We start from the raw sequence: 22,178 nt of genomic DNA, 5'->3' as shown, positions 1-22,178 counted from the left end.
TCGCTGCTTAGTCTACCCAGGTCATCATTACTCACGGTGGTAAGGGTGGTTAGTCGTTATGCTCCACGCACGATACAGGCTCTCAGCCACCAGCACGCGTACCAGCGGATGGGGCAACGTGAGCGTGGAAAGCGACCAACTCTGTTCCGCTGCCGCTTTGCAGGCCGGAGAGAGACCTTCCGGGCCGCCAATGAGTAAACTGACGTCCCGGCCATCCTGCTTCCAGCGTTCCAGTTCTCGCGCCAGCTGTGGCGTATCCCAGGGTTTGCCGGGGATGTCCAGGGTCACGATACGGTTCTTGCCTGCCGCTGCCAGCATCATTTCGCCCTCTTTTTCGAGGATACGTTTGATATCGGCATTCTTTCCGCGCTTACCGGCAGGGATCTCTACCAGTTCGAACGGCATATCTTTTGGAAAACGGCGCAGATATTCGCTAAAGCCGGTCTGAACCCAGTCCGGCATTTTGGTGCCAACGGCCACCAATTGCAGCTTCACGCATTAACTCCAGAGTTTTTCCAGCTCGTACAGACGACGGCTCTCTTCCTGCATGACGTGAACCATCACGTCGCCCAGATCGACCACGATCCAGTCGGCGGCGGCTTCACCTTCAACGCCCAGCGGCAGCATACCGGCGGCGCGGGATTCCTGCACCACATGGTCGGCGATGGACATCACGTGGCGCGTAGACGTGCCGGTGCAAATAATCATGCAATCGGTGATGCTGGATTTGCCATGTACATCAATGGCGACGATGTCCTGACCTTTCAGGTCATCAATTTTGTCGATAACAAAATCCTGGAGTGCTTTACCCTGCAAGTGTTCCCCCTGGGTGCGTGAAGAGTGATAACAATAACGAGCCTGACAGTATACCCGAAGTCATGGCAATGTCGGGAGAAAAGTCAGCTTTCAGCCCTTGAAAGCGGGCTATCATCCCATCCCTTGCCGACGAATGCATCGCCATTTTTGTAAAACAATTTCTGCAAGATGCGTATAGCGGGTGTAGCCTGGCTGCGGAGAATAGCAGCCTGCTCGGGGCTGTCAATGGGCGGCCATGAATTCTTATTCCGCGCGCCACTGCGCCTGGCTATTTAATACGCGTAAGGTTGTGAAATCGTCGCGTCGTTCGATAAGGCTCCAGCTACCGTGGGCGAGGGGAAAATGCCACATTGCTGCCGCAGGCATTTGCAATAAGAGTGCGATTAACAGGCTTAAAGCGCCCTGATGGCCGACGATCAGCAGGTTAGCCCGCTGTTGATATTGCCCGAGGCTGGCGGCAAAGTCCGCGATACGCTGGGCAAAGGCCTGGAAGCTTTCGCCATTGGTCGGCGCGGCGTGTTGCCAGTCTTTGCACCAGGCAGCGTAGTTCCGCGGGTCTTCTTTTTGCAGATCGCGATGGTGGCGCATTTCCCAATCGCCAAAGAACATCTCATTCAATGAAGGAATAATTTGCCGGGGGACAGGCCGGCCAGCGAGCAACAGGTCGGCAGTGTGCTGGGTTCTCGCCAGCTCGCTGCACAATACCCGGTCGAAAGGCGCCGCTTGCAGATAGTCACCCAGCGAGCGCGCCTGCTGGATACCGCGTTCGGTAAGGGGGGTGGGAGCATGTCCGCTATACAGTCCGTCGACGTTAGCCTGCGTTTCGCCGTGGCGAACCAGCCATAATTTCATGATGCACTCCGTGGAAATCGCGTAGCGTAACGATATCCTCGCAGCCGGTTCTCAGCAATAGAGCTTCTGCTGGTGAATATAGTCCAGTACGGCGGCCGGCAGCATATCGGCGCAGGAGACACCTTGCTGTAGACGCTGACGAATCAGCGTGGCGGAAATATCGAACCACGGGGTTTCCGCCAGATAGATAACCCCGGCGGGACGGGTATGTAACAACTCGACGTCGTGGGTGAGATGTTTATCGAGCCATTGCTGATCTTCTTCGCGCTTCATCGCCAGCGGATATCCCGGACGGCGGCAGACGATCAGATGCGCGTTATCGAGGATCGTGGCGTAGTTATGCCAGGTAGGGAAGGTCAGCAGCGAGTCCTGGCCGATGATAAATGCCAGGGGCTGTTCCGGGCCTTGTTCTTGCCGCCACTCCTGTAGCGTTTGCGCAGTCCAGGACGGCGTATCGCGCTGTAGCTCTCGTTCGTCGAGAACAAATAGGGGTTTATCGGCAATTGCCAGCTCCAGCATATGCACCCGCTGGGCGCTGGTGGCTTCCGGCTGCGGGCGATGCGGCGGCACGTTATTGGGCACGATAATGACCCGGCTAAGACCAATTTGGTTTGCCAGAATCTCTACCGGCTTAAGGTGACCATAATGCACCGGATCGAAGGTGCCGCCGTACATTGCCTGCAACTGAGTCATATCAACCATCAATAAAAACGTCCGCCAGCGCTTTATGGCAGAGCAGTAACGAAAGGCTTTCCAGCTCGGGCCATATTGACTGGCCGTAGTCCTGTTTGAAGGTGAGCTCGGCGCGGGTTAATAACGTAACGGCCTGGCGTAACTGTTCGGCGCTGAGGCGCGTGAGCGCGTCGCCGACCAGCTGACGTCGATTCTGCCAGACCCGGTGTTTATCAAACAGCGTGCGCAGCGGCGTATGTGCCGACTGGCGCTTCAGAGTGACCAGCAGCAGCAGTTCGCGCTGCAGCGTGCGCAGCAAAATAGCGGGTTCGCAACCTTCAAGGCGCAGTTGTTGCAGGACGTGCAGTACGCGTTTGCTTTTACCGGCCAGCAGGGCATCGACCCAGTGATACGGCGTAAAGTGGGCGGCGTCATTCACTGCCTGTTCAACGCGCGGCAGCGTCAGTTTACCGTCAGGCCACAGCAAAGAGAGGCGCTCCAGCGCCTGCGCCAGCGCCAGCAGGTTGCCTTCATAGCAGTAGCATAGCAGTTGGCTGGCGGCCTCATCTAACTGCAACTGATTCTGTTTAGCGCGGGCGGCCAGCCAGCGAGGCAACTGCGCGTATTCCGGCGTCTGGCAGCTCACCTGCACGGCGCGGCTGGCAAGCGTTGTTATCCACGCCGCGTTTTCCTGCGCCTTGGTAAGCTTGTTGCCGCGGACAATCAGCAGCAGATCTTCATGCAGCATACCGACCAGCGTGGACAGCTGTTCGTTGATCGCCGCATTCGGGCCGTTTTCCGGCAGGATAAGCAGAAGCGTCTGGCGGCTGGAAAAGAGGCTCAGCGCCTGACTTAAGGAAAAAAGGGCGGGCCAGTCGGTACTGGCATCGATGGTCGCGGTGTGATGTTCGGTAAAGCCCTGGGCGGCCGCGGCTTCGCGGATCGCATCCTGGCTTTCCTGTAACAGTAATGGGTCGCTACCAAGCAATAAATACGCCGCGCGCAGCCCTTCAGTGAGCTGCGCGCGGAGTTGTTCCGGGTACAACCGAATCATCAGTTACCCAGCGTAGTGGAGACGCGGTTGCCAGAGGTTGAGGTGGCCGGGGTACCAGACACCGGCTGCTCAGCCTCTTTAGTGGCTTCGACATCCGCAACATGCACGCTCGGCAATTTACGGATCAACTGTTCCGCAGCCTTATCGTACATTTCACGAACAATCATGTCCTGCTCGGCATCTTTCGCCAGCGCCGCCTGCGGGTTATCGAAGAACGAGCGATAAACCTTGGTATTGATTGGGTAAATGTCATGGCCCGGAATCAATACGGTGGCGTTAACGGTCAGCACCATTTGGTATTCAGCAGTACGACCATCCTGGAAAATGGATGCCGTATCTTTCTGAATGGATGAGTTACCCAGACGCAGGGACGGAATATCCTTACGCAGCGTATCGGCTTCGATCAGCTCTACGCCATTCAGACGTAGCTGGTTACGTACCGCACGGCTTAACGGACCATTCGGATCGCCTGACTGGAAAATCATAGTTTTCATTGTGGTTGGAACCTGCGTATTACTACGTAGATGCCAGCCGCAACCGGCGGTGATTAACACCGCCAGAGATAACAGCATTGTTGCCAGATATCGCACGCTTCCTCCCGCGCTTAGCCAACGACCAGATTGAGCAGTTTGCCCGGAACGTAAATCACTTTACGTACGGTCACGCCTTCAAGGTATTTTGCGACCAGATGTTCTTGGCCTGCACGTTCACGAACCTGCTCTTCGGTTGCGTCTACCGCAACGGTAATTTTACCACGAACTTTACCGTTTACCTGGACGACGACCAGAGTCGTGTTTTCAACCATTGCACTTTCGTCTGCTACCGGCCACGGCGCGTTGTCGATATCGCCTTCGCCGCCCAGTTCTTGCCACAGGGTGAAGCAGGCATGCGGGGTGAACGGGTTGAGCATACGCACCACTGCCAGCAGCGCTTCACGCATCAGCGCGCGATCCTGTTCGCCTTCCTGCGGCGCTTTCGCCAGTTTGTTCATCAGCTCCATTACCGCGGCAATGGCGGTATTGAAGGTCTGACGACGGCCGATATCATCGGTCACTTTGGCAATCGTTTTATGCACGTCGCGACGCAGCGCTTGCTGATCTTCGCTGAGGCTTGCCACATCCAGGGCGACAGCCGGGCCCTGAGAGGTATGCTCGTAAACCAGTTTCCAGACGCGTTTCAGGAAGCGGTTTGCCCCTTCTACGCCAGATTCCTGCCACTCAAGGGTCATTTCTGCTGGGGAGGCGAACATCATGAACAGACGTACGGTATCCGCGCCGTAGCGCTCAACCATAACCTGCGGGTCGATACCGTTGTTCTTCGACTTGGACATTTTGCTCATGCCGGTATACACCAGCTCGCGGCCCTGTGGGTCGAAGGCTTTAACGATACGGCCTTTTTCATCACGCTCAACGGTGGCGTCAATCGGTGATACCCAGTTACGCTCGCCGTTTTCGCCGACGTAGTAGAACGCATCGGCCAGTACCATACCCTGGCACAGCAGCTGTTTAGCTGGCTCATCGGAGTTCACCATACCGGCATCGCGCATCAGCTTGTGGAAGAAGCGGAAATAGAGCAGGTGCATGATGGCGTGTTCGATGCCGCCGATGTAGATATCCACCGGCAGCCAGTAGTTCGCGGCATTCGGGTCCAGCATACCTTTATCGTACTGCGGGCAGGTGTAGCGCGCGTAGTACCAGGAGGACTCCATAAAGGTGTCAAAGGTGTCGGTTTCACGCAGCGCCGGCATGCCGTTAACGGTGGTTTTCGCCCACTCAGGATCGGCTTTGATCGGGCTGGTGATGCCGTCCATGACGACGTCTTCCGGCAGGATAACCGGCAGTTGGTCTTCCGGCGTCGGCATCACGGTACCGTCTTCCAGGGTCACCATCGGAATTGGCGCGCCCCAGTAACGCTGGCGGGAAACCCCCCAATCGCGCAGGCGGTAGTTAACTTTGCGCTCGCCAACGCCCATCGCGGCCAGTTTATCGGCAATGGCGTTGAAGCCTGCTTCGTAATCCAGGCCGCTAAATTCGCCGGAGTTGAACAGCACGCCTTTCTCGGTCAGGGCCTGCTCGGAGAGATCCGGCTCGGAACCGTCAGCGGCGAGAATAACTGGCTTGATGTTCAGGCCGTATTTGCTGGCAAACTCGTAGTCGCGCTGGTCGTGACCCGGAACGGCCATCACCGCGCCGGTGCCGTACTCCATCAGTACGAAGTTAGCCGCCCATACCGGGATGGCTTCGCCGGTCAGTGGGTGAATAGCTTTAAAGCCGGTGTCGACGCCTTTTTTCTCCATCGTCGCCATATCGGCTTCGGCAACTTTGGTATTACGGCATTCGTCGATAAAGGCGGCCAGCGCCGGATTGTTAGCCGCAGCCTGTTGCGCCAGCGGGTGACCCGCTGCGACGGCAAGGTAGGTGCAGCCCATGAAGGTATCCGGGCGGGTGGTGTAGACGGTCAGCTTATCGGCGTAGTCGTTGACGTCAAAGGAGATTTCTACCCCTTCAGAGCGGCCGATCCAGTTGCGCTGCATGGTCTTAACGGTGTCAGGCCAGTGATCCAGGTTGTCCAGATCGTTGAGCAGTTCGTCGGCGTAGGCGGTGATTTTAATAAACCACTGCGGGATCTCTTTGCGCTCAACTTTGGTGTCGCAGCGCCAGCAGCAGCCGTCGATAACCTGTTCGTTAGCCAGCACGGTCTGATCGTTCGGACACCAGTTCACCGCTGAGGTTTTTTTGTACACCAGGCCTTTTTTATACAGCTCGGTGAAGAATTTTTGCTCCCAGCGGTAGTATTCCGGGGTGCAGGTCGCAATTTCACGGCTCCAGTCATAGCCGAAGCCCAGCTTTTTCAGCTGGTTTTTCATGTATGCGATGTTGTCATAGGTCCACGGGGCCGGGGCGGTATTGTTTTTCACCGCCGCGCCTTCCGCAGGCAGACCAAACGCATCCCAACCGATCGGCTGCAGGACGTTTTTGCCCAGCATGCGCTGATAGCGCGCGATGACGTCGCCGATGGTGTAGTTACGCACGTGACCCATGTGTAGTCGACCAGAAGGATAAGGAAGCATCGACAGGCAGTAATACTTCTCTTTGCTCTCGTCTTCAGTTACTTCAAATGTACGATTTTCGTCCCAGTGAAGCTGGACTTTCGATTCTATCTCTTCCGGGCGGTATTGCTCTTGCATGGCAGCCAGTGGTCCTGTTTTCAATACAGCTACAAAATGTAGCCAATGGATGTGTTATTTCAGATCGGCATAGCATAGCCCAAACGTCCACGTCAAAACAGCCTTTCGCACATTAACATCGGCAAAAGCGGCGCAGAATTTTTCGCGACTCTGTGGCGCGGATGGCAAAGCAAACCGCCGATAACGTCTATTATTAGAAGCAGTTAATCACACCGGAGGCGAAATGATGAACAAGGTTGCTCAATATTACCGGGAACTGGTCTCCTCGCTCAGTGAACGGCTGCGCAATGGAGAGCGTGACATTGACGCGCTGGTGAAGCAGGCGAGGGAGAAAATCACCCAGGCAGGCGATCTGACGCAGAGCGAGGTTGAGTCACTTATCGCGGCGGTGAAGCGCGATCTGGAAGAATTTGCCCGCAGCTATGAAGAGAGCCATGAAGACGATAGCGACAGCGTCTTTATGCGGGTGATCAAAGAGAGCCTGTGGCAGGAGCTTGCCGATATCACCGACAAAACCCAGCTTGAGTGGCGTGAAGTGTTTCAGGATCTGAACCACCACGGAGTCTATCACAGCGGGGAAGTGGTAGGTCTTGGCAACCTGGTATGCGAGAAGTGTCACTACCATCTGGCGGTATACACCCCGGATGTGCTGCCACTCTGCCCGAAATGCGGGCATGACCAGTTTCAGCGGCGGCCATTTGAGCCGTAAACGCTAAAAGCAGCGATGCGCATTGCGCTGCGCATCGCTGAGTCATTACAGTACGGTATTAATTTCCGCAACCTTGAAGTATTGATAACCACCCATCTCACTGGCGTATTTATGCGAGGAGTTGAGGACCATCTTGTTGGCGCTGATGGTGCCGACATCACAGGTATTAAATTTAAACCAACCGCAACCACGACCGCTGTTGACTACCTTTTTCGCCGTCATCGTCAGGGTGCCATCCGCATCGATCAGACTGTAGTTATAGATATTGCCTCTTTTTTGCGTATCCAGAACTAAATCCCCGCTACTGTAAATGGTTCCTTCATTAACAATATCCGCATAAGTGGTGATAGAAATATTATGTGCGGAGATGCTGCCGGTATTATTGACCGGGCCATGATCGCTGGTAATACTTTGCGCTTGCATCGAGCCATTATTATTCAACCAATAGCTGTGCGCGGTAATCGCGTTAGTTGCGGTCATTTTGCCACTGGTGCTTTGCGCCAGTGTGCCGTTGGTTTGTAGATTGATGTTTTCGCCAGTGATATTACCCAGGTTGTAGATTTCCCCGACATTTACGGTGCCATCCTGTTTAAGAGACTGAATGGTGGTGTTGCCGGTTGAATTAATGTTCCCGGTATTTTTAAAACTCTCGCCAACAAAAGTAAGGGCGGTGTTTTTAGCACTGATTTTCCCTTCATTCAGAAAATCGCCCATTGCTGTGGCGGAAATCTGGTTATTCGACAGCAGAGAGGCCTTAGCCTCATTACGGATTTTTCCACCGCTGGCCAGGCTTAACCTACTGGTTCCGGTCATCGTCCCGGAGTCGCCGTTAGTGATGTTGCCGTTAGCGGTGGCAATCAGCTGACCGCCGGTGATCGAACCGACGTTAACAATATAATCCCCACTGGAGAGCATTAAATAATTGGCTCCGCCGATACTGCCTTCATTGGTGATACCTGTGACCGTAGAAACCTGGCTTAGCAGACCGTTGCCTTTTATCGTCCCTTTATTCAGCAGATTTCCGTAGCTGGTGAGCTGCAGTGAGCTGTTTGAGACAATAGAGCCATTATTACGTACACCAAAGCCAATGTTATTGCCAATCATGCTAATGCTGTTGGCGGTGATGCCGCCAAGGCTACTGACGTCGATGCTGTATTGCGGGTTAATCGTCATTTCGATCAGGGTCGCTTTTTTACCCGCTGAGGTCACCGCGCCAGAACTGTTATCCATGGTGAAATTACCTGCACTAACAAGGGCGTTCTTGGCCTGCACTTTACCATTAATTTTAATCGCGTCGGCGAGTAGAACAGCATAGCTGTTAGCGGCGTTCATGCCATTTTCGCCGATGGTGATTCTACCATCGGTAATGGTATAGCTGCCGATAGTGCCTTCATCGGTCATATTGACCTGGCCTGTGGTTAATATTGCCTTATTGGTGTTAACGAAACTACAGCCGGAGCAGGTAATACCGTTAGGGTTGGCGATTACCACGTCGGCTTTCAGTCCGGCGACTTCAATGAAACCATTTAGTGAACTGGCTTTATTAGAGGTGACTTCATTAAGAATCACCGATGCGCCGCCATTGGTCAGGTTGTTGTTTTTGGCGATATTGCCAAACGTATCATGATTGAGATCGCTATCGCTGTTATTGAGTATTAAGCCGTTGCTGCCAACGTTGAATTCACGATACAGGTTGTGCGAGACGCCCGCGGAATTCGGCTTTTCAATATCAACCACAGTCGCGCCAGATGAATGGGTATAGGTTGTCGGGTCGGCGTACACGAGAGTTGAGCTTAATGCTGCTGCTAAAGCAACATAGGTTAAGTTAAACTTAAACATGAATTTATTCCTTTAAATATAATTGAAAATAAGTTGGTATTAATACTTCCACTTTAATGAAAAACCCATATTGAATGAGTCGCTACTAAAGTTATCCGGTTTACTTAGTGGTGTGCCGATGAAAAAATCATATTGTGTTGAATATATATCGCCACGCCATCCGCTCACAGCGCCGGAGATAACTTTTCCCTGTTGATATTGTTCACTGCCGGTAATACGACCAATATCTAATCCTAAATAGAATTGCTGTTCCGGGCCGGTAATATCCCAGATGAAATCATTGCTCCAGTACCATCCCTGATTGCCAGAGAGAGTATATTCGCCATCAAACCCGCGAACCGTCCAGCGGTTGCCAATATTAAATTGGTTATCCGAGGAGAGAATGTCCGGGCTATACTGCGCATTGAAATGCGGTGCATAACTAAACCTGTCACCGGTTAAATCGAATTTCATTAACGCCTGTAAATCGGCATGTACTACGCGTGAACGCTTACTGAACTGGCCTGCTTTTTCTTCCGGTGTGGCGACGGAGTTTAGCCATGGGAGGCGGCGCTGTAACCCCAGGCTGGCGGCGACGACTTTTTTATCGAAATAGCGTTGCTGTCGTAGTGTCAGCTCCCATGTTGGGTTCTGTTTGTGCATCACCCCGAGTTCTTCACCGCCAAAATAGTAGTGTGAAGAACTTTTTGAAATGCGTAAATCCAGCGACGTTTTTTGCTGACGGGTGTGAGACAACAGACGTGAAAGCGTCGCGCTATAGTAGCGGTTTTTACTTTTATAATCCGTTTGCGACCAGTTGCCCCTGAACAACTGGCGATATTGGCTCTGTGAACCGTAAAGACCTAACGCCCAGTAACCGAAGGGAATCGAATAATACAGGCTGCCATTCTGGTTGCCATCATTATGTTGATTAAACTCAATATCTCCGCCGCCTGAGACATAAAAAATGTCGTTGAGTGTGGTGATATCATAAAGATAGAGCGCACCGCCAGCCTGATAACGACCGCTGGCGCGGCTGCCAGCGTCATCCATCCAGGCTCCTACCTGCCATTTTTTATCCAGCCGACGCGTTAGCTGCAGATTGCTTTCTGCCTCCCGTTGTCCCGGTAATATTTGCATATTCGCCGAACTTCCTGGCAGGCGGCGCAGGTTTTCCATTCCCTGTTCGAGATCGGTGAGACGCAGGATATCTCCCGTGCGGGTGGGGATATTGTTCCAGATGCTGGTGGTTTGCTCGCTTGTCGTTGACCAGAAAATATCACCGATTTTGCCATAAGCGAGTTCGAGCCTTAATGTGCCCTGCGCCAATGACTGTTCCGGAATGGTCATTAATGAAGTGATGTAACCACGGGCAATTAACTCATTTTGTAATGCCATGGTGAGGTGCTGAATACCGTTAATTCCCAGACAACGATGCAGAGCCTGATCTGTAAGGTTGTCCAGAAGCTGATGCGTGAGCTTCGGCTCGGCAGAATCGATATGAATATTATTGATGAATCTGCAGTTTTCTTCCTTTGGAAATGTGAGCGTTTGTCGGTCGGTATTAATTAATGAAGCCTGGGCGGCCTGCTGCTGTGGCGTCAGCGCCGCCTGACGGGCTTTATCCTGCTCGTTTTGGTTAGTCGTGGTGGAGACTATCGTACTAGCGAAAACCTGCTGCTGACAGAAAAATAGAATCAGCAGGGTGTAAATCAGATTTTTTTTATTAAACATGAAGCAAGTTCCATTTGTTTCATTTAATTTGCATGCTGTATTGTTAAGCTTGCTTAATATGTGACCTTATTCAGGCCATAGGGCCATCTATAAAAATATTATTTTTATTATCAGAAAGTAATGTGTTGGGTAATATTCCCAGGGCTTGTTCTTAAGAGGGGTATGTTAGCGGTGGTGGTAACGCTTAGCCATGCGAAGAAAAATGAATTTTATATGAATTAAATTAATTTATAATGTGATTTGTCAGGGGCGAACGTTAAAATATTCACTGGTTTAATAAGAAAACAATTAAAATAAACCACTAATATATGACGCACATTATCAAGGGAGAAAAGGCGCGCACATGATGTGCGCGCTGGGATTTTAGTGCAGGATTTTGGCGAGGAAATCTTTCGCGCGTTCTGATTGCGGGTTGGCGAAGAAGGCTTCTTTATCGACATCTTCGACAATTTTACCTTCATCCATAAAGATGACCCGGTTAGCCACTTTACGGGCAAAGCCCATTTCGTGCGTCACCACCATCATGGTCATACCTTCGTTCGCCAGCTCGACCATCACGTCCAGCACTTCGTTAATCATCTCCGGGTCAAGCGCTGAAGTCGGTTCATCGAACAGCATCGCAATCGGATCCATGCACAGCGCGCGAGCGATCGCGACACGCTGTTGTTGGCCGCCGGAGAGCTGCGCCGGATATTTTTCCGCATGCGCCGCCAGACCCACGCGCTCCAGCAGCTTAAGCCCCTTTTTACGCGAAGATTCTTTATCGCGATTGAGAACCTTAATTTGCGCCAGCGTCAGGTTGTCGATGATCGACAGGTGCGGGAACAGTTCAAAGTGCTGGAATACCATACCGACGCGGGAACGCAGTTTAGCAAGATTGGTTTTCTTATCGTTAACCTGAGTGCCATCAACGATAATTTCGCCTTGCTGCACCGGCTCAAGGCCATTAACGGTTTTAATCAGCGTCGATTTACCGGAGCCTGACGGCCCGCAAACCACCACAACCTCGCCTTTTTTCACTTCGGTGGAGCAATCGGTCAGCACCTGAAAGTGACCATACCATTTTGAAATATTTTTCAGGGTAATCATTACACAGTCCTTTTCTTCAACCAGCTGACCAACAGCGATGCGCTGAGACTAAATACAAAATAAACGGCGCCTGCGAACAGGATCATTTCCACCTGGGTTCCGTCACGTTCGCCAATGGTGGAGGCGGTACGGAAGAAATCGGCCAGGCTCAGGACGTACACCAGCGAGGTATCCTGGAACAGGACGATACCCTGGGTTAACAGCAGCGGGACCATCGCGCGGAAGGCCTGCGGCAGAATCACCAACTTCATCGATTGCCAGTGGGTCATCCCCAGCGCCAGCGCGGCGCTCGACTGACCACGGGAAATACTCTGGATCCCGGCGCGAATAATTTCCGAATAGTAGGCCGCTTCAAACATCGAAAATGCCACCATCGCCGAAATCAGACGAATATCGGTTTTCGGCGACAGCCCCAGCACGTTTTGCAGGAATCCGGGAACGATCAGATAGAACCACAGCAGCACCATCACCAGCGGAATCGAGCGGAAAACGTTAACATAGGTTTTGGCAAACCACGCCAACGGCAGGAAGCTTGACAGGCGCATCACCGCCAGAATGGTGCCCCAGACGATACCGATAATAATTGCCGTGACGGTGATTTTCAGCGTAATGACCAACCCTGCCAGCAGGTAGGGCATGGAAGGAACAATTGAACTCCAGTCAAAATCGTACATTATTTGCCTCCCATATTGCCCGGCAGGCGAACTTTACGTTCAACCACATACATCACCAGCATGATTACGGCGTTGATGAATACATAGGCGAGGGTGATCGCGGTAAACGATTCCCAGGCGTGGGCTGAGTAATCCAGCAGCTTACCCGCCTGCGCCGCCATATCCGCCAGACCGATAGTGGAAGCGATAGCCGAGTTTTTTACCAGGTTCATCATTTCCGAGGTCATCGGCGGCACGATAACGCGATAAGCGTTCGGCAGCAGCACGTAGCGATAGGTTTGCGGCAGAGTCAGCCCCATCGCCAGGCCGGCATTTTTCTGCCCGCGAGGAAGGGACTGTATCGCGGCGCGGACCTGCTCGCAGACGCGGGCAGCGGTAAACAGCCCAAGGCACAGCATTGAGGAGACAAAGAACTGAATATTTGGATCCAGTTCCGACTTAAACCACATGCCGATGTTTTCCGGCAGAAACTCCGGAATAACAAGGTACCAGGTAAAGAACTGGACAATCAGTGGAACGTTACGAAACAGTTCGACGTAGCAGGTGCCGATCCCGGCTAACCAGCGGTTAGGGACGGTACGCAGAATACCGAACAGCGAGCCGATGAGGAAAGCGATAATCCAGGCGCTAATCGACAGTGCGACGGTAACCTGAAAGCCGCTCCATAACCAGCCTAAATAAGTGGTGTTGCCGAACGGGGCGGGTTGCAGGAATATTCCCCAGTTCCAGTCTATTGACATAAATAAACTCCAGAAAAAAAAGGGTAGCAGCGCTACCCTCGAAGATTGTTGCCCTGCTTGTTTCGGTATTCGCGGCGGCTGGGGAACGACCAGCCACCGTATAGTCTGTCCGTGCAAAGGCAACAATCGGGAGGGCTACTTTATCGAGCCCCTGTTTTTTTAATTAGTTAAGAGCCTTGTCATTGGGTGATTTGAACAGCGCCTTCATGTCGTCGGACAGTTCGAAGTTCAGGTTCAGATTTTTCGGCGGAATCGGGTTCTTAAACCAGGTATCAAACCATTTCGCCGCTTCGCCAGAGGTCTGCGCTTGGGCAACGGTGTCATCGACCAGTGTTTTGAACGATGCGTCGTCTTTACGCAGCATGCAGCCATAGGCCTCTTTCGACTGCGGCGTACCGACGATTTCCCAGTTATCCGGTTTCTTCGCTTTTGCGCGCTCGCCGGCCAGCAGGGCATCATCCATCATAAAGGCCACCGCGCGGCCACTTTCCAGCGTACGGAAAGAGTCGCCGTGATCTTTCGCGCTGATGATGCGCATGTTCATTTTCTTCTCGTCGTTCAGCTTATGCAGCAGCACTTCCGAGGTGGTACCGGAAGTGACGACTACCGCTTTGTCTTTCAGATCCGGGAAGTCTTTAATCGGCCCACCTTTTTTCACCAGCAGACGAGTGCCGACGACGAAAATGGTATCGGAGAAGGCGGCCTGCTTCTGACGCTCAAGGTTGTTGGTGGTGGAACCGCACTCGAAATCATAAGTGCCGTTCTGCAGTAACGGGATGCGGTTCTGCGAGGTGACCGGAATCAGTTTCACCTGCAGATCGGGTTTATTCAGCTTTTTCTTGATGGCTTCAACGATAGCGTTGGAGTAATCCTGAGAGTAACCCACTACTTTTTGTTGGTTATCGTAATAGGAGAATGGTACTGACGACTCGCGGTGGCCGACGACGATCACCCCGTTTTTGGCGATTTTATCCAGCGTGCTCTGACCTGCGGCCGGGGCGGCATCTTCAGCGTGTGCCAGACCAGCGGTCACTCCCATGACCAGCATTGCGGCGGCCAGTTTACGTAATTGCATATCCAACTCCTTATCCTTAACGCCAGGGACGCTAGTGATACCCATTGTGATTGTGTGTATGTGTTGTTATTCCTGTGAGCACTGCCGTAAGGCGGCGCTTTCGGGAATCGTCTGCAATCTTAAAGTGCAGTATTTGTATGAGCTTGTTAGCATTTAGTTTGGCTTAATGTAAAGATTTTGATGCGTTATTGTTTATTTTTGCGAAGCGCACCGCACCATTTGTGGGCAAAAATGGGTTGTTGCACCAACGTGGCGCGAAGTGCGAACGCTTTCGGTGCAACCCTGGTACAACCGCGGTCAAAATCGTCTACAGGGATGAAATTAAGCAATGGACGTGCCAGATTGGCGCTGGAGAGCGTAAAGCGGGGAAGACCCGCCGGCGACGAATGCCGCCGGGAGCAGGCCGGGCGGCTGCCCGGCGGAAAAGATTAGCGTCGACGCTGGCGCAGGCTTATCACCAGCGCGGCAAAGCCAAAGAGGGCGGTTAACGCCCACAGCGGCCAATTGCCGGTACGGGCATACGGCGTCAGGCCGGTGGTTGGCGTGACCTTAGTGGTCAACACCGCGCGGGTAAACTGTGGGATCATGTCCTGAATTTCACCACGCGGGCCAATAACGGCGGTGATACCGTTGTTGGTGCTGCGTAGCAGCGGGCGCGCCAGTTCCAGCGCGCGCATCCGCGCCATCTGGAAGTGCTGCCATGGGCCAATTGACTTACCAAACCACGCATCATTGGAGATAGTCAGCAGATAATCGGTATCCGGGCGGAAATTATCGCGGACCTGCTCGCCGAGAATGATTTCGTAGCAAATTGCCGCCGTAAGCTTCAGGTTATGCGCTACCAGCTGCGGCTGCACGTAAGGGCCGCGGCTGAACGAGGACATCGGCAAATCGAAGAACGGCGCCAGAGGGCGTAAAATCGATTCCAGCGGTACGAATTCGCCGAACGGCACCAGATGGTTTTTATTATAGCGATTGGTCGAGTCGTAGCTGTACGGGTTATCTTTACCCAGCGTGATGATGGTGTTGTAGGTATCGTAGCGGTTTTGTTTATTGAGCCGCGCATCGACAATACCGGTAATCAACGAGCTATTTTTGGCCCGCATCAGGTCATCAACCATGCTAAGGAAATGCTGCTGATTGATTTCCAGATCCGGAATCGCCGACTCCGGCCAGATAATCAGCTGTGATTTACCCATATGCGGCTGGGTGAGATCGAGATAGGTTTTCAGGGTGTTAACCAGCTGGTTTTCATCCCATTTCATCGCCTGCGGAATATCGCCCTGCACCAAAGAGACTTCCGTCGCCCGTTCTGGCAGCAGTTGATACCACTGGATATAACGCAGCGGGAAGGGCAGGGCAAACAGCACTATCGCCACCAGCAGCGGTTTCCAGTGACGCTGCGCGATAGCCAGCGCCAGCAGGCCGCTGACCACCATCAATAGAAAGTTTATCGCCTCAACGCCCATCACCGGCGCCAGGCCCTTTAGCGGACCGTCAATCTGGCTATAGCCGAACTGCAGCCACGGGAAACCGGTCAGCACCCAGCCGCGGAGAAATTCGGTAATTTGCCAGATGACAGGCGCGGCGATGGCCAGACGGATCCAGTTAGTTCTCGGCCATAGTCTCGCGAGGATCCCGGCGAACAGACCGGTGTACAGCGATAAATAGGCCGCCAGCAAAGCAACGAGGAAAACGTTAACCGGGCCCGGCATGCCGCCGAACTGCGCGATGCTAACGTAAACCCAGTTAATACCGGTGCCGAATAGCCCAAGCCCCCAGAAGTAGCCAATCCAGGCGCTCTGTAGCGGCCGACGGTTGAGAGTGAGCGCCTGCAGACCAAACAGCGAGACAATCGCCGCCGGCCAGAAGTCGTAAGGTGAAAAAGCCAGCGTTCCGCTGGCTCCGAATAACAGCGCCAGCAGCAGACGTACGCGCTGGCGTTCAAGTAAAGAGGCAAATACCATTTAGGTTAATCGTCCCGTTAAATTAGTCTTCCAGCTTCGGCTGCGGCGCATCATCAGGAAGCTTTACATGGACCTGAATAATACGTCTGCTGTCAGCCATTGCGACCTTGAATTGGTAACCATCAATGTCAATCGACTCGCCGCGGGCCGGAAGATGACCAAAGGCCTGCATCACCAGCCCGCCGATGGTATCGACCTCTTCATCGCTGAAGTGGGTGCCGTAGGCTTTATTGAAATCTTCAATCGATGCCAGCGCGCGTACCGTCCAGGTATGACGGCTTAGCTGACGGAAATCGATATCTTCCTCTTCATCGTATTCGTCTTCGATTTCGCCGACGATAAGTTCGAGAATATCTTCGATAGTCACCAGGCCGGAAACGCCGCCGAACTCATCGATGACGATCGCCATATGATAACGTTGCGAGCGGAACTCTTTCAGCATGCGGTCAACCCGCTTGCTTTCAGGCACGACAACCGCCGGGCGTAACACTTTTTCCATGCTGAAAGCTTCGGCGTCGCTGCGCATAAACGGCAGCAGATCCTTAGCCATCAGAATCCCTTCAATGTGATCTTTATCTTCGCTAATGACCGGGAAACGCGAGTGGGCGGATTCGATGATCACATCGAGGCACTCGTCCAGCGTCTGGTTGCGTTTCAGGGTAATCATTTGCGAACGCGGGATCATAATATCGCGGACGCGCTGGTCAGCGATATCCATTACCCCTTCGAGCATGTCGCGCGTATCTTCATCGATAAGCTCATTCTGCCCGGAGTCACGGATCAGCGCCAATAATTCATCACGGTTTTTGGGTTCACCGTGGAAAAGTTGGCTGAGTAAGAGGGAGAAAAATCCCTTTTTGCTGTTTACTGTGTCACTACTGTGTGAATTGTCGTCGCTCATGGCGTCGTATGGGTTCTCGTGTTGATTTAATTGTCGCTCGTCGCGCGTAAACTCAGCGTCGTACGGCATGTTTTGCCTGATAGCGCTACGCTTATCAGGCCTGGGATACGCATGAATGTAGGCCGGATAAGGCGCTTGCGCCGTCATCCGGCAAGTTACTATTCAGCAATCTTCTCGGCAATGTACGGATCCTCATAGCCCAGAGCAAGCATTATCTCTGTTTCGAGGCCTTCCATTTCTTCCGCTTCGTCGTCTTCGATATGATCGTAGCCCAGCAGGTGCAGGCTACCGTGCACGACCATGTGCGCCCAGTGAGCCTCCAGCGGTTTTTCCTGCTCTTTGGCTTCCTGTTCAACCACCTGGCGGCAGATGATCAGATCGCCGAGCAGCGGCATCTCAATGCCCGGCGGGGCTTCGAAGGGGAAGGAGAGGACGTTAGTCGGCTTATCCTTGCCGCGATAGGTCAGGTTCAGCTCGTGGCTTTCGGCGACATCCACCAGGCGAATCGTTAACTCTGACTCTTCCTGGAACTGCGGGATGACGGCATCCACCCAGCGTTGAAAGAGGGCTTCGTCCGGTAGACCGCTGGTGTCTTCGCAGGCCAGCTGTAAATCGAGAATCACCTGACTCATTTTTGCTCCTGTTCCTGGGCTTCGCGTTTGCGCTCGGCGGCCAGTTCTGCTTTACGTTTTTGTTCGGCTTCTTCCCATGCCTCATAGGCATTGACGATGCGGGCGACCACCGGGTGGCGCACCACGTCTTCGCTGTGGAAGAAGTTGAAGCTGATTTCATCGACTTCCGCCAGCACTTCAACGGCGTGGCGCAGACCTGATTTGGTATTGCGCGGTAGGTCAATCTGGGTCACGTCGCCGGTGATAACCGCTTTCGAATTAAAGCCGATACGGGTCAGGAACATCTTCATCTGCTCGATGGTGGTGTTCTGGCTTTCGTCGAGAATGATAAAGGCGTCATTCAGCGTACGCCCGCGCATGTAGGCCAGCGGCGCGACTTCAATGACGTTACGCTCAATCAGCTTCTCGACTTTCTCAAAGCCGAGCATCTCGAACAGCGCGTCGTACAGCGGGCGCAAATACGGGTCAACCTTCTGGCTTAAGTCGCCCGGCAGGAAGCCGAGCTTCTCGCCTGCTTCGACCGCAGGACGAGTCAGCAGAATGCGGCGAATTTCCTGACGCTCCAGGGCATCGACCGCCGCGGCGACCGCAAGATAGGTTTTACCAGTACCCGCCGGGCCGACGCCAAAGGTAATGTCGTGGTCGAGGATATTGGCGATGTATTGCGCCTGGTTTGGCGTACGCGGTTTGATCACCCCGCGTTTGGTTTTGATATTGATGGCCTTGCCGTATTCCGGCACGCTCTCGGCGCTCTGCTCGAGCACCCGGGCTTCTTTAATAGCCAGGTGGATTTGTTCCGGTTCAATATCCTGAATCTGGCCGCGCATTGGCGCGGTATCGACATACAGGCTTGTCAGAATATCGGCCGCGGCGTGCACGCAGATGGCGCGGCCGGTCAGTTTAAAGTGATTGTCGCGGCGGTTGATCTCAATACCCAACCGACGCTCCAGCTGTTTGATGTTGTCGTCAAACGGGCCGCACAGTGCTAACAGGCGGGCATTGTCCGCTGGCTCCAGGGTAATTTCACGGGTTTCTATGTTCAAACTGTTCCTCTTATTACGTGTGTTGCCGGAGGACAATCGTCATCCGGCCAATAAGGAAATTATTCACGTCACGGGAATATGGCGCAAGCATTGCTATAGATATAGGGGCGAGGAGGGGAAATGCAAGGCCTGCCGGAACCGACAGGCCTGCCGGGATTACGGCTGGTAGATGCCGACGCCCAGATCGTTTTCTTTTCGCGTACGCGCAATGACCGATTCCGGCGATTCCACGACGCGCAGTCCCATCTCATCTTCTGTGCGGACAATTTTGCCGCGTAATGAGTTAGTGTAGACATCGACGATTTCTACGTCGACGAATTTACCGACCATATCCGGCGTGCCTTCGAAGTTCACCACGCGGTTGTTCTCGGTGCGCCCGGAGAGCTCCATCAGGCTCTTACGCGACGTGCCTTCTACCAGAATACGCTGGGTGGTGCCGAGCATGCGGCGGCTCCATGCCATCGCCTGCTGATTAATACGCTCCTGCAGAATGTACAGGCGCTGTTTTTTATCGGCTTCAGGAACATCGTCGACCATATCCGCCGCCGGGGTGCCCGGGCGGGCAGAGAAGATAAAGCTGTAGCTGACATCAAAGTTAACCTCGGCAATCAGCTTCATGGTTTTTTCGAAGTCTTCCGTCGTTTCGCCAGGGAAACCGACGATAAAGTCGGAGCTAATCTGAATATCCGGGCGCGCTTCGCGCAGCTTGCGGATAATCGCTTTATATTCCAGCACAGTGTGGGTACGGCCCATCAGGTTCAGTACGCGATCGGAACCGGCCTGCACCGGTAAATGCAGGAAGCTCACCAGCTCAGGGGTATCGCGATAGACCTCGATGATATCGTCAGTAAACTCAATCGGGTGGCTGGTGGTGAAGCGAATACGGTCGATGCCGTCGATGGCGGCGACCAGACGCAGTAGATCGGCAAAGTTGCCGGTCGTGCCATCGTAGTTTTCGCCGCGCCAGGCGTTAACGTTCTGCCCGAGCAGGTTGACTTCACGCACCCCTTGCGCCGCCAGTTGAGCGATTTCAAACAGAATATCGTCGCACGGACGGCTCACTTCTTCACCGCGGGTATAGGGCACCACGCAGTAAGTGCAGTATTTGTTGCAGCCTTCCATAATGGAAACGAAGGCGGTCGGCCCCTCGGCGCGTGGTTCCGGCAGGCGATCGAATTTTTCGATTTCCGGGAAGCTCACGTCGATAACCGGTTTATGGTTATTGCGCACCGCGTCGATCATCTCCGGCAGGCGATGCAGCGTCTGCGGGCCAAAAATAATGTCAACGTAATGGGCGCGCTGGCGAATCAGTTTGCCTTCCTGGGAGGCGACGCAGCCGCCGACGCCGATAATCACGCCGGGTTTTTTCTCTTTCAGTAGTTTCCAGCGGCCAAGCTGATGGAACACTTTTTCCTGCGCCTTCTCGCGAATTGAGCAGGTGTTGAGCAGCAGCACGTCCGCTTCTTCGGCCACTTCTGTGAGTTGATACCCATGGGTGGCATCCAGCAGATCGGCCATCTTGGATGAATCGTATTCGTTCATCTGACAGCCCCAGGTTTTAATATGGAGTTTTTTTGTCATCGACTTGCTCATGCTCAATTATAAAGACGGGTATAAGTTAAGAATTAGAATTCGTTTGCAGGGTACGCATTGTAATGCTTTGGTTGCCACCTGACCAGTGCGACCACGATCCCCCGCAAGGTGCAAAAAATCCGGTAAACTTAAGGAAATCAGCTTTAAGGATAATTGCCATGACAATTCATGCAACAGATATCGCCATCGTCGGCGGCGGAATGGTCGGCGGCGCGCTGGCGCTGGGGCTGGCGCAACACGGGTTTTCGGTGACGGTGATAGAAAAACACGCGCCTCCGGCCTTTGATGCCGCTGCGGCGCCAGATGTGCGTATTTCGGCGATTAGCGCGTCGTCGGTCGGCTTGCTCAAAAGCCTCGGCGTTTGGGAAGCGGTGCGCGGTATGCGCGCGCATGCTTATCGTCGCCTTGAAACCTGGGAGTGGGAAAGCGCGCACGTTGACTTTAATGCCGCCGAGCTGAAGCTGCCTGAGCTTGGCTATATGGTGGAAAATAGCGTGCTACAGCTGGCGCTGTGGCAGGCGCTTGAAGCCCATCCGCAGGTGAGCTTGCGGGTTGGCGTGACGTTAAGCGAGCTTCATCGTGACCCGCAGGGCGTTTCGCTGCGCCTGAGCGATGAGAGCGTTTGCGCGGCGCAACTGGCGATCGGCGCAGACGGCGCGAATTCTCAGGTGCGCGAACTGGCCGGCATCGGCGTACAGGCGTGGCAATATCAGCAATCCTGTATGCTAATTAGCGTGCAGTGCGCCGACGATCCCGGTGATAGCACCTGGCAACAGTTCACCCCCGGTGGGCCGCGCGCCTTCCTGCCGCTATTCGATAACTGGGCGTCGCTGGTGTGGTACGACACCCCGGCGCGCATCCGCCAGCTGCAGGCGATGTCGATGGCCCAACTGCAGCAGGAAATCACCGCGCATTTCCCGAAACGTCTGGGCAGCGTGACGCCAATGAGCGCCGGCGCCTTCCCGTTAACCCGCCGACATGCGCTGCAGTACGTGCAACCGGGGCTGGCGCTGGTAGGGGATGCGGCGCATACCATTCATCCGCTGGCGGGGCAGGGGGTTAACCTTGGCTATCGCGACGTTGACGCGCTGCTGGATATTTTGGCGGAAGCCCGCGGACGCGGGGAAGCCTGGTCCAGCTTGCCGGTGCTGAAGCGCTATCAGGCGCGGCGCCGGGCGGATAACTTTATTATGCAATCTGGCATGGATCTGTTCTATGCCGGCTTCAGCAACGATTTAGCGCCGGTGCGCGTGTTGCGTAATATTGGCCTGATGGCTGCCGAACGTGCCGGTGTATTAAAGCGCCAGGCATTGAAATATGCATTAGGGTTGTAAAGGGGCATTTGCCGATGGGGGCTGCAGACTAAAGTTTTGCAGTACCTGCATCGGCAAGATGACTATCCGCAGAAAGCAAAAAAGCTCACCGAAGTGAGCTTTTTTGTTAATAAGTGGCTGGGGTACGAGGATTCGAACCTCGGAATGCCGGAATCAGAATCCGGTGCCTTACCGCTTGGCGATACCCCAACAAATTTTTACGGATTTACCGATATTAACCGATAGTCCTGAATATGGTGGCTACGACGGGATTCGAACCTGTGACCCCATCATTATGAGTGATGTGCT

Annotated in this window: 20 protein-coding genes and 1 tRNA gene; 2 read left to right on the top strand and 19 right to left on the bottom strand. The window is 53.7% G+C overall.

The features are described 5' to 3' along the window. Positions 1-27: 27 nt before the first annotated feature. The 7 genes from rlmH to leuS form a co-directional block, all read right to left on the bottom strand. Positions 28-495 carry a 23S rRNA (pseudouridine(1915)-N(3))-methyltransferase RlmH gene (rlmH, locus tag ABLU80_RS20830; RefSeq protein ID WP_015367732.1) on the bottom strand — a complete coding sequence of 156 codons (468 nt, stop codon included), beginning with the start codon at positions 493-495 and terminating at the stop codon, positions 28-30. Positions 496-498: 3 nt separating this feature from the next. Continuing rightward, entirely contained in the window at positions 499-816 is a 318-nt protein-coding gene (gene rsfS, locus ABLU80_RS20825) for a ribosome silencing factor (protein ID WP_002894623.1), read from the bottom strand. 243 nt (positions 817-1,059) lie between these two features. Further along, positions 1,060-1,668, bottom strand: a complete 609-nt coding sequence (locus ABLU80_RS20820) for an adenosylcobalamin/alpha-ribazole phosphatase (RefSeq protein ID WP_348850434.1) — start codon at positions 1,666-1,668, stop codon at positions 1,060-1,062. Between the two features lie 51 nt (positions 1,669-1,719). Beyond that, a complete protein-coding gene (nadD, locus tag ABLU80_RS20815) occupies positions 1,720-2,370 on the bottom strand; it encodes a nicotinate-nucleotide adenylyltransferase (protein WP_032707612.1) in 651 nt (216 codons plus the stop codon). Continuing rightward, the gene (holA, locus tag ABLU80_RS20810) at positions 2,363-3,394 is read right to left on the bottom strand and encodes a DNA polymerase III subunit delta (RefSeq protein ID WP_015704737.1); all 1,032 of its coding nucleotides are present in this window, start codon (positions 3,392-3,394) and stop codon (positions 2,363-2,365) included. Before holA ends, nadD begins: the two co-directional genes overlap by 8 nt. Continuing rightward, the gene (gene lptE, locus ABLU80_RS20805; protein WP_015704738.1) at positions 3,394-3,984 is read right to left on the bottom strand and encodes an LPS assembly lipoprotein LptE; all 591 of its coding nucleotides are present in this window, start codon (positions 3,982-3,984) and stop codon (positions 3,394-3,396) included. The genes holA and lptE overlap by 1 nt, the downstream gene beginning before the upstream one ends. A gap of 14 nt (positions 3,985-3,998) precedes the next feature. After that, positions 3,999-6,581 (bottom strand): leucine--tRNA ligase, encoded by a 2,583-nt coding sequence (gene leuS, locus ABLU80_RS20800; RefSeq protein ID WP_015704739.1) that lies wholly within the window; start codon positions 6,579-6,581, stop codon positions 3,999-4,001. A gap of 226 nt (positions 6,582-6,807) precedes the next feature. Here leuS and ABLU80_RS20795 point away from each other — a divergent pair, with 226 nt between their 5' ends. After that, positions 6,808-7,290, top strand: a complete 483-nt coding sequence (locus tag ABLU80_RS20795) for a zinc ribbon-containing protein (RefSeq protein ID WP_015704740.1) — start codon at positions 6,808-6,810, stop codon at positions 7,288-7,290. 45 nt (positions 7,291-7,335) lie between these two features. Here ABLU80_RS20795 and ABLU80_RS20790 read toward each other — a convergent pair whose 3' ends face one another. The 11 genes from ABLU80_RS20790 to miaB form a co-directional block, all read right to left on the bottom strand. Next, positions 7,336-9,129, bottom strand: coding sequence for a filamentous hemagglutinin N-terminal domain-containing protein (locus ABLU80_RS20790; protein ID WP_063446770.1), 1,794 nt, complete (start codon positions 9,127-9,129; stop codon positions 7,336-7,338). A gap of 39 nt (positions 9,130-9,168) precedes the next feature. Beyond that, entirely contained in the window at positions 9,169-10,842 is a 1,674-nt protein-coding gene (locus ABLU80_RS20785; protein WP_348850432.1) for a ShlB/FhaC/HecB family hemolysin secretion/activation protein, read from the bottom strand. 363 nt (positions 10,843-11,205) lie between these two features. Then, a complete protein-coding gene (locus ABLU80_RS20780; RefSeq protein ID WP_015367722.1) occupies positions 11,206-11,931 on the bottom strand; it encodes an amino acid ABC transporter ATP-binding protein in 726 nt (241 codons plus the stop codon). After that, positions 11,931-12,605 carry a glutamate/aspartate ABC transporter permease GltK gene (gltK, locus tag ABLU80_RS20775; protein WP_015367721.1) on the bottom strand — a complete coding sequence of 225 codons (675 nt, stop codon included), beginning with the start codon at positions 12,603-12,605 and terminating at the stop codon, positions 11,931-11,933. Before gltK ends, ABLU80_RS20780 begins: the two co-directional genes overlap by 1 nt. Further along, on the bottom strand, positions 12,605-13,345 hold the full coding sequence (locus tag ABLU80_RS20770) for an amino acid ABC transporter permease (protein WP_015367720.1): 741 nt from the start codon (positions 13,343-13,345) through the stop codon (positions 12,605-12,607). The genes gltK and ABLU80_RS20770 overlap by 1 nt, the downstream gene beginning before the upstream one ends. 163 nt (positions 13,346-13,508) lie before the next feature. Then, entirely contained in the window at positions 13,509-14,420 is a 912-nt protein-coding gene (locus ABLU80_RS20765; RefSeq protein WP_015367719.1) for an amino acid ABC transporter substrate-binding protein, read from the bottom strand. Between the two features lie 428 nt (positions 14,421-14,848). Continuing rightward, the gene (lnt, locus tag ABLU80_RS20760) at positions 14,849-16,387 is read right to left on the bottom strand and encodes an apolipoprotein N-acyltransferase (protein ID WP_047080586.1); all 1,539 of its coding nucleotides are present in this window, start codon (positions 16,385-16,387) and stop codon (positions 14,849-14,851) included. 22 nt (positions 16,388-16,409) lie between these two features. Beyond that, on the bottom strand, positions 16,410-17,288 hold the full coding sequence (gene corC / locus ABLU80_RS20755) for a CNNM family magnesium/cobalt transport protein CorC (RefSeq protein ID WP_015704743.1): 879 nt from the start codon (positions 17,286-17,288) through the stop codon (positions 16,410-16,412). Between the two features lie 158 nt (positions 17,289-17,446). Then, a complete protein-coding gene (gene ybeY, locus ABLU80_RS20750; protein ID WP_042893289.1) occupies positions 17,447-17,920 on the bottom strand; it encodes an rRNA maturation RNase YbeY in 474 nt (157 codons plus the stop codon). Further along, positions 17,917-18,963 (bottom strand): PhoH family protein, encoded by a 1,047-nt coding sequence (locus ABLU80_RS20745; protein ID WP_015367714.1) that lies wholly within the window; start codon positions 18,961-18,963, stop codon positions 17,917-17,919. The genes ybeY and ABLU80_RS20745 overlap by 4 nt, the downstream gene beginning before the upstream one ends. 156 nt (positions 18,964-19,119) lie before the next feature. Then, positions 19,120-20,544: a tRNA (N6-isopentenyl adenosine(37)-C2)-methylthiotransferase MiaB gene (gene miaB / locus ABLU80_RS20740; protein ID WP_015367713.1), complete on the bottom strand. Its 1,425-nt coding sequence runs from the start codon at positions 20,542-20,544 to the stop codon at positions 19,120-19,122. A gap of 170 nt (positions 20,545-20,714) precedes the next feature. On the opposite strand from miaB, the gene ubiF reads away from it, so the two are divergent. After that, positions 20,715-21,890 carry a 3-demethoxyubiquinol 3-hydroxylase gene (gene ubiF / locus ABLU80_RS20735; protein WP_348850431.1) on the top strand — a complete coding sequence of 392 codons (1,176 nt, stop codon included), beginning with the start codon at positions 20,715-20,717 and terminating at the stop codon, positions 21,888-21,890. Positions 21,891-22,004: 114 nt separating this feature from the next. Here the strand turns inward: ubiF and ABLU80_RS20730 are convergent. Next, positions 22,005-22,079 (bottom strand) — tRNA-Gln (locus ABLU80_RS20730). Positions 22,080-22,178: the final 99 nt, after the last annotated feature.

The organism is Klebsiella sp. CN_Kp104 (genome assembly GCF_040064515.1).
GTDB lineage: Bacteria > Pseudomonadota > Gammaproteobacteria > Enterobacterales > Enterobacteriaceae > Klebsiella > Klebsiella aerogenes.
Note: the sequence above shows the minus strand (reverse complement) of the source record. Positions and strands in the feature narration are given on the sequence as shown.

Excerpts from the sequence above, each read along its gene's own strand:
- ABLU80_RS20765 (WP_015367719.1), bottom strand. The coding sequence starts at position 14,420 with ATGCAATTACGTAAACTGGCCGCCGCAATGCTGGTCATGGGAGTGACC.
- miaB (WP_015367713.1), bottom strand. The coding sequence starts at position 20,544 with ATGACAAAAAAACTCCATATTAAAACCTGGGGCTGTCAGATGAACGAA.
- ybeY (WP_042893289.1), bottom strand. The coding sequence starts at position 17,920 with ATGAGTCAGGTGATTCTCGATTTACAGCTGGCCTGCGAAGACACCAGC.
- ABLU80_RS20790 (WP_063446770.1), bottom strand. The coding sequence starts at position 9,129 with ATGTTTAAGTTTAACTTAACCTATGTTGCTTTAGCAGCAGCATTAAGC.
- lnt (WP_047080586.1), bottom strand. The coding sequence starts at position 16,387 with ATGGTATTTGCCTCTTTACTTGAACGCCAGCGCGTACGTCTGCTGCTG.
- holA (WP_015704737.1), bottom strand. The coding sequence starts at position 3,394 with ATGATTCGGTTGTACCCGGAACAACTCCGCGCGCAGCTCACTGAAGGG.
- ubiF (WP_348850431.1), top strand. The coding sequence starts at position 20,715 with ATGACAATTCATGCAACAGATATCGCCATCGTCGGCGGCGGAATGGTC.
- nadD (WP_032707612.1), bottom strand. The coding sequence starts at position 2,370 with ATGGTTGATATGACTCAGTTGCAGGCAATGTACGGCGGCACCTTCGAT.
- ABLU80_RS20770 (WP_015367720.1), bottom strand. The coding sequence starts at position 13,345 with ATGTCAATAGACTGGAACTGGGGAATATTCCTGCAACCCGCCCCGTTC.
- ABLU80_RS20820 (WP_348850434.1), bottom strand. The coding sequence starts at position 1,668 with ATGAAATTATGGCTGGTTCGCCACGGCGAAACGCAGGCTAACGTCGAC.
- corC (WP_015704743.1), bottom strand. The coding sequence starts at position 17,288 with ATGAGCGACGACAATTCACACAGTAGTGACACAGTAAACAGCAAAAAG.
- ABLU80_RS20795 (WP_015704740.1), top strand. The coding sequence starts at position 6,808 with ATGAACAAGGTTGCTCAATATTACCGGGAACTGGTCTCCTCGCTCAGT.
- ABLU80_RS20780 (WP_015367722.1), bottom strand. The coding sequence starts at position 11,931 with ATGATTACCCTGAAAAATATTTCAAAATGGTATGGTCACTTTCAGGTG.
- leuS (WP_015704739.1), bottom strand. The coding sequence starts at position 6,581 with ATGCAAGAGCAATACCGCCCGGAAGAGATAGAATCGAAAGTCCAGCTT.
- ABLU80_RS20785 (WP_348850432.1), bottom strand. The coding sequence starts at position 10,842 with ATGTTTAATAAAAAAAATCTGATTTACACCCTGCTGATTCTATTTTTC.
- gltK (WP_015367721.1), bottom strand. The coding sequence starts at position 12,605 with ATGTACGATTTTGACTGGAGTTCAATTGTTCCTTCCATGCCCTACCTG.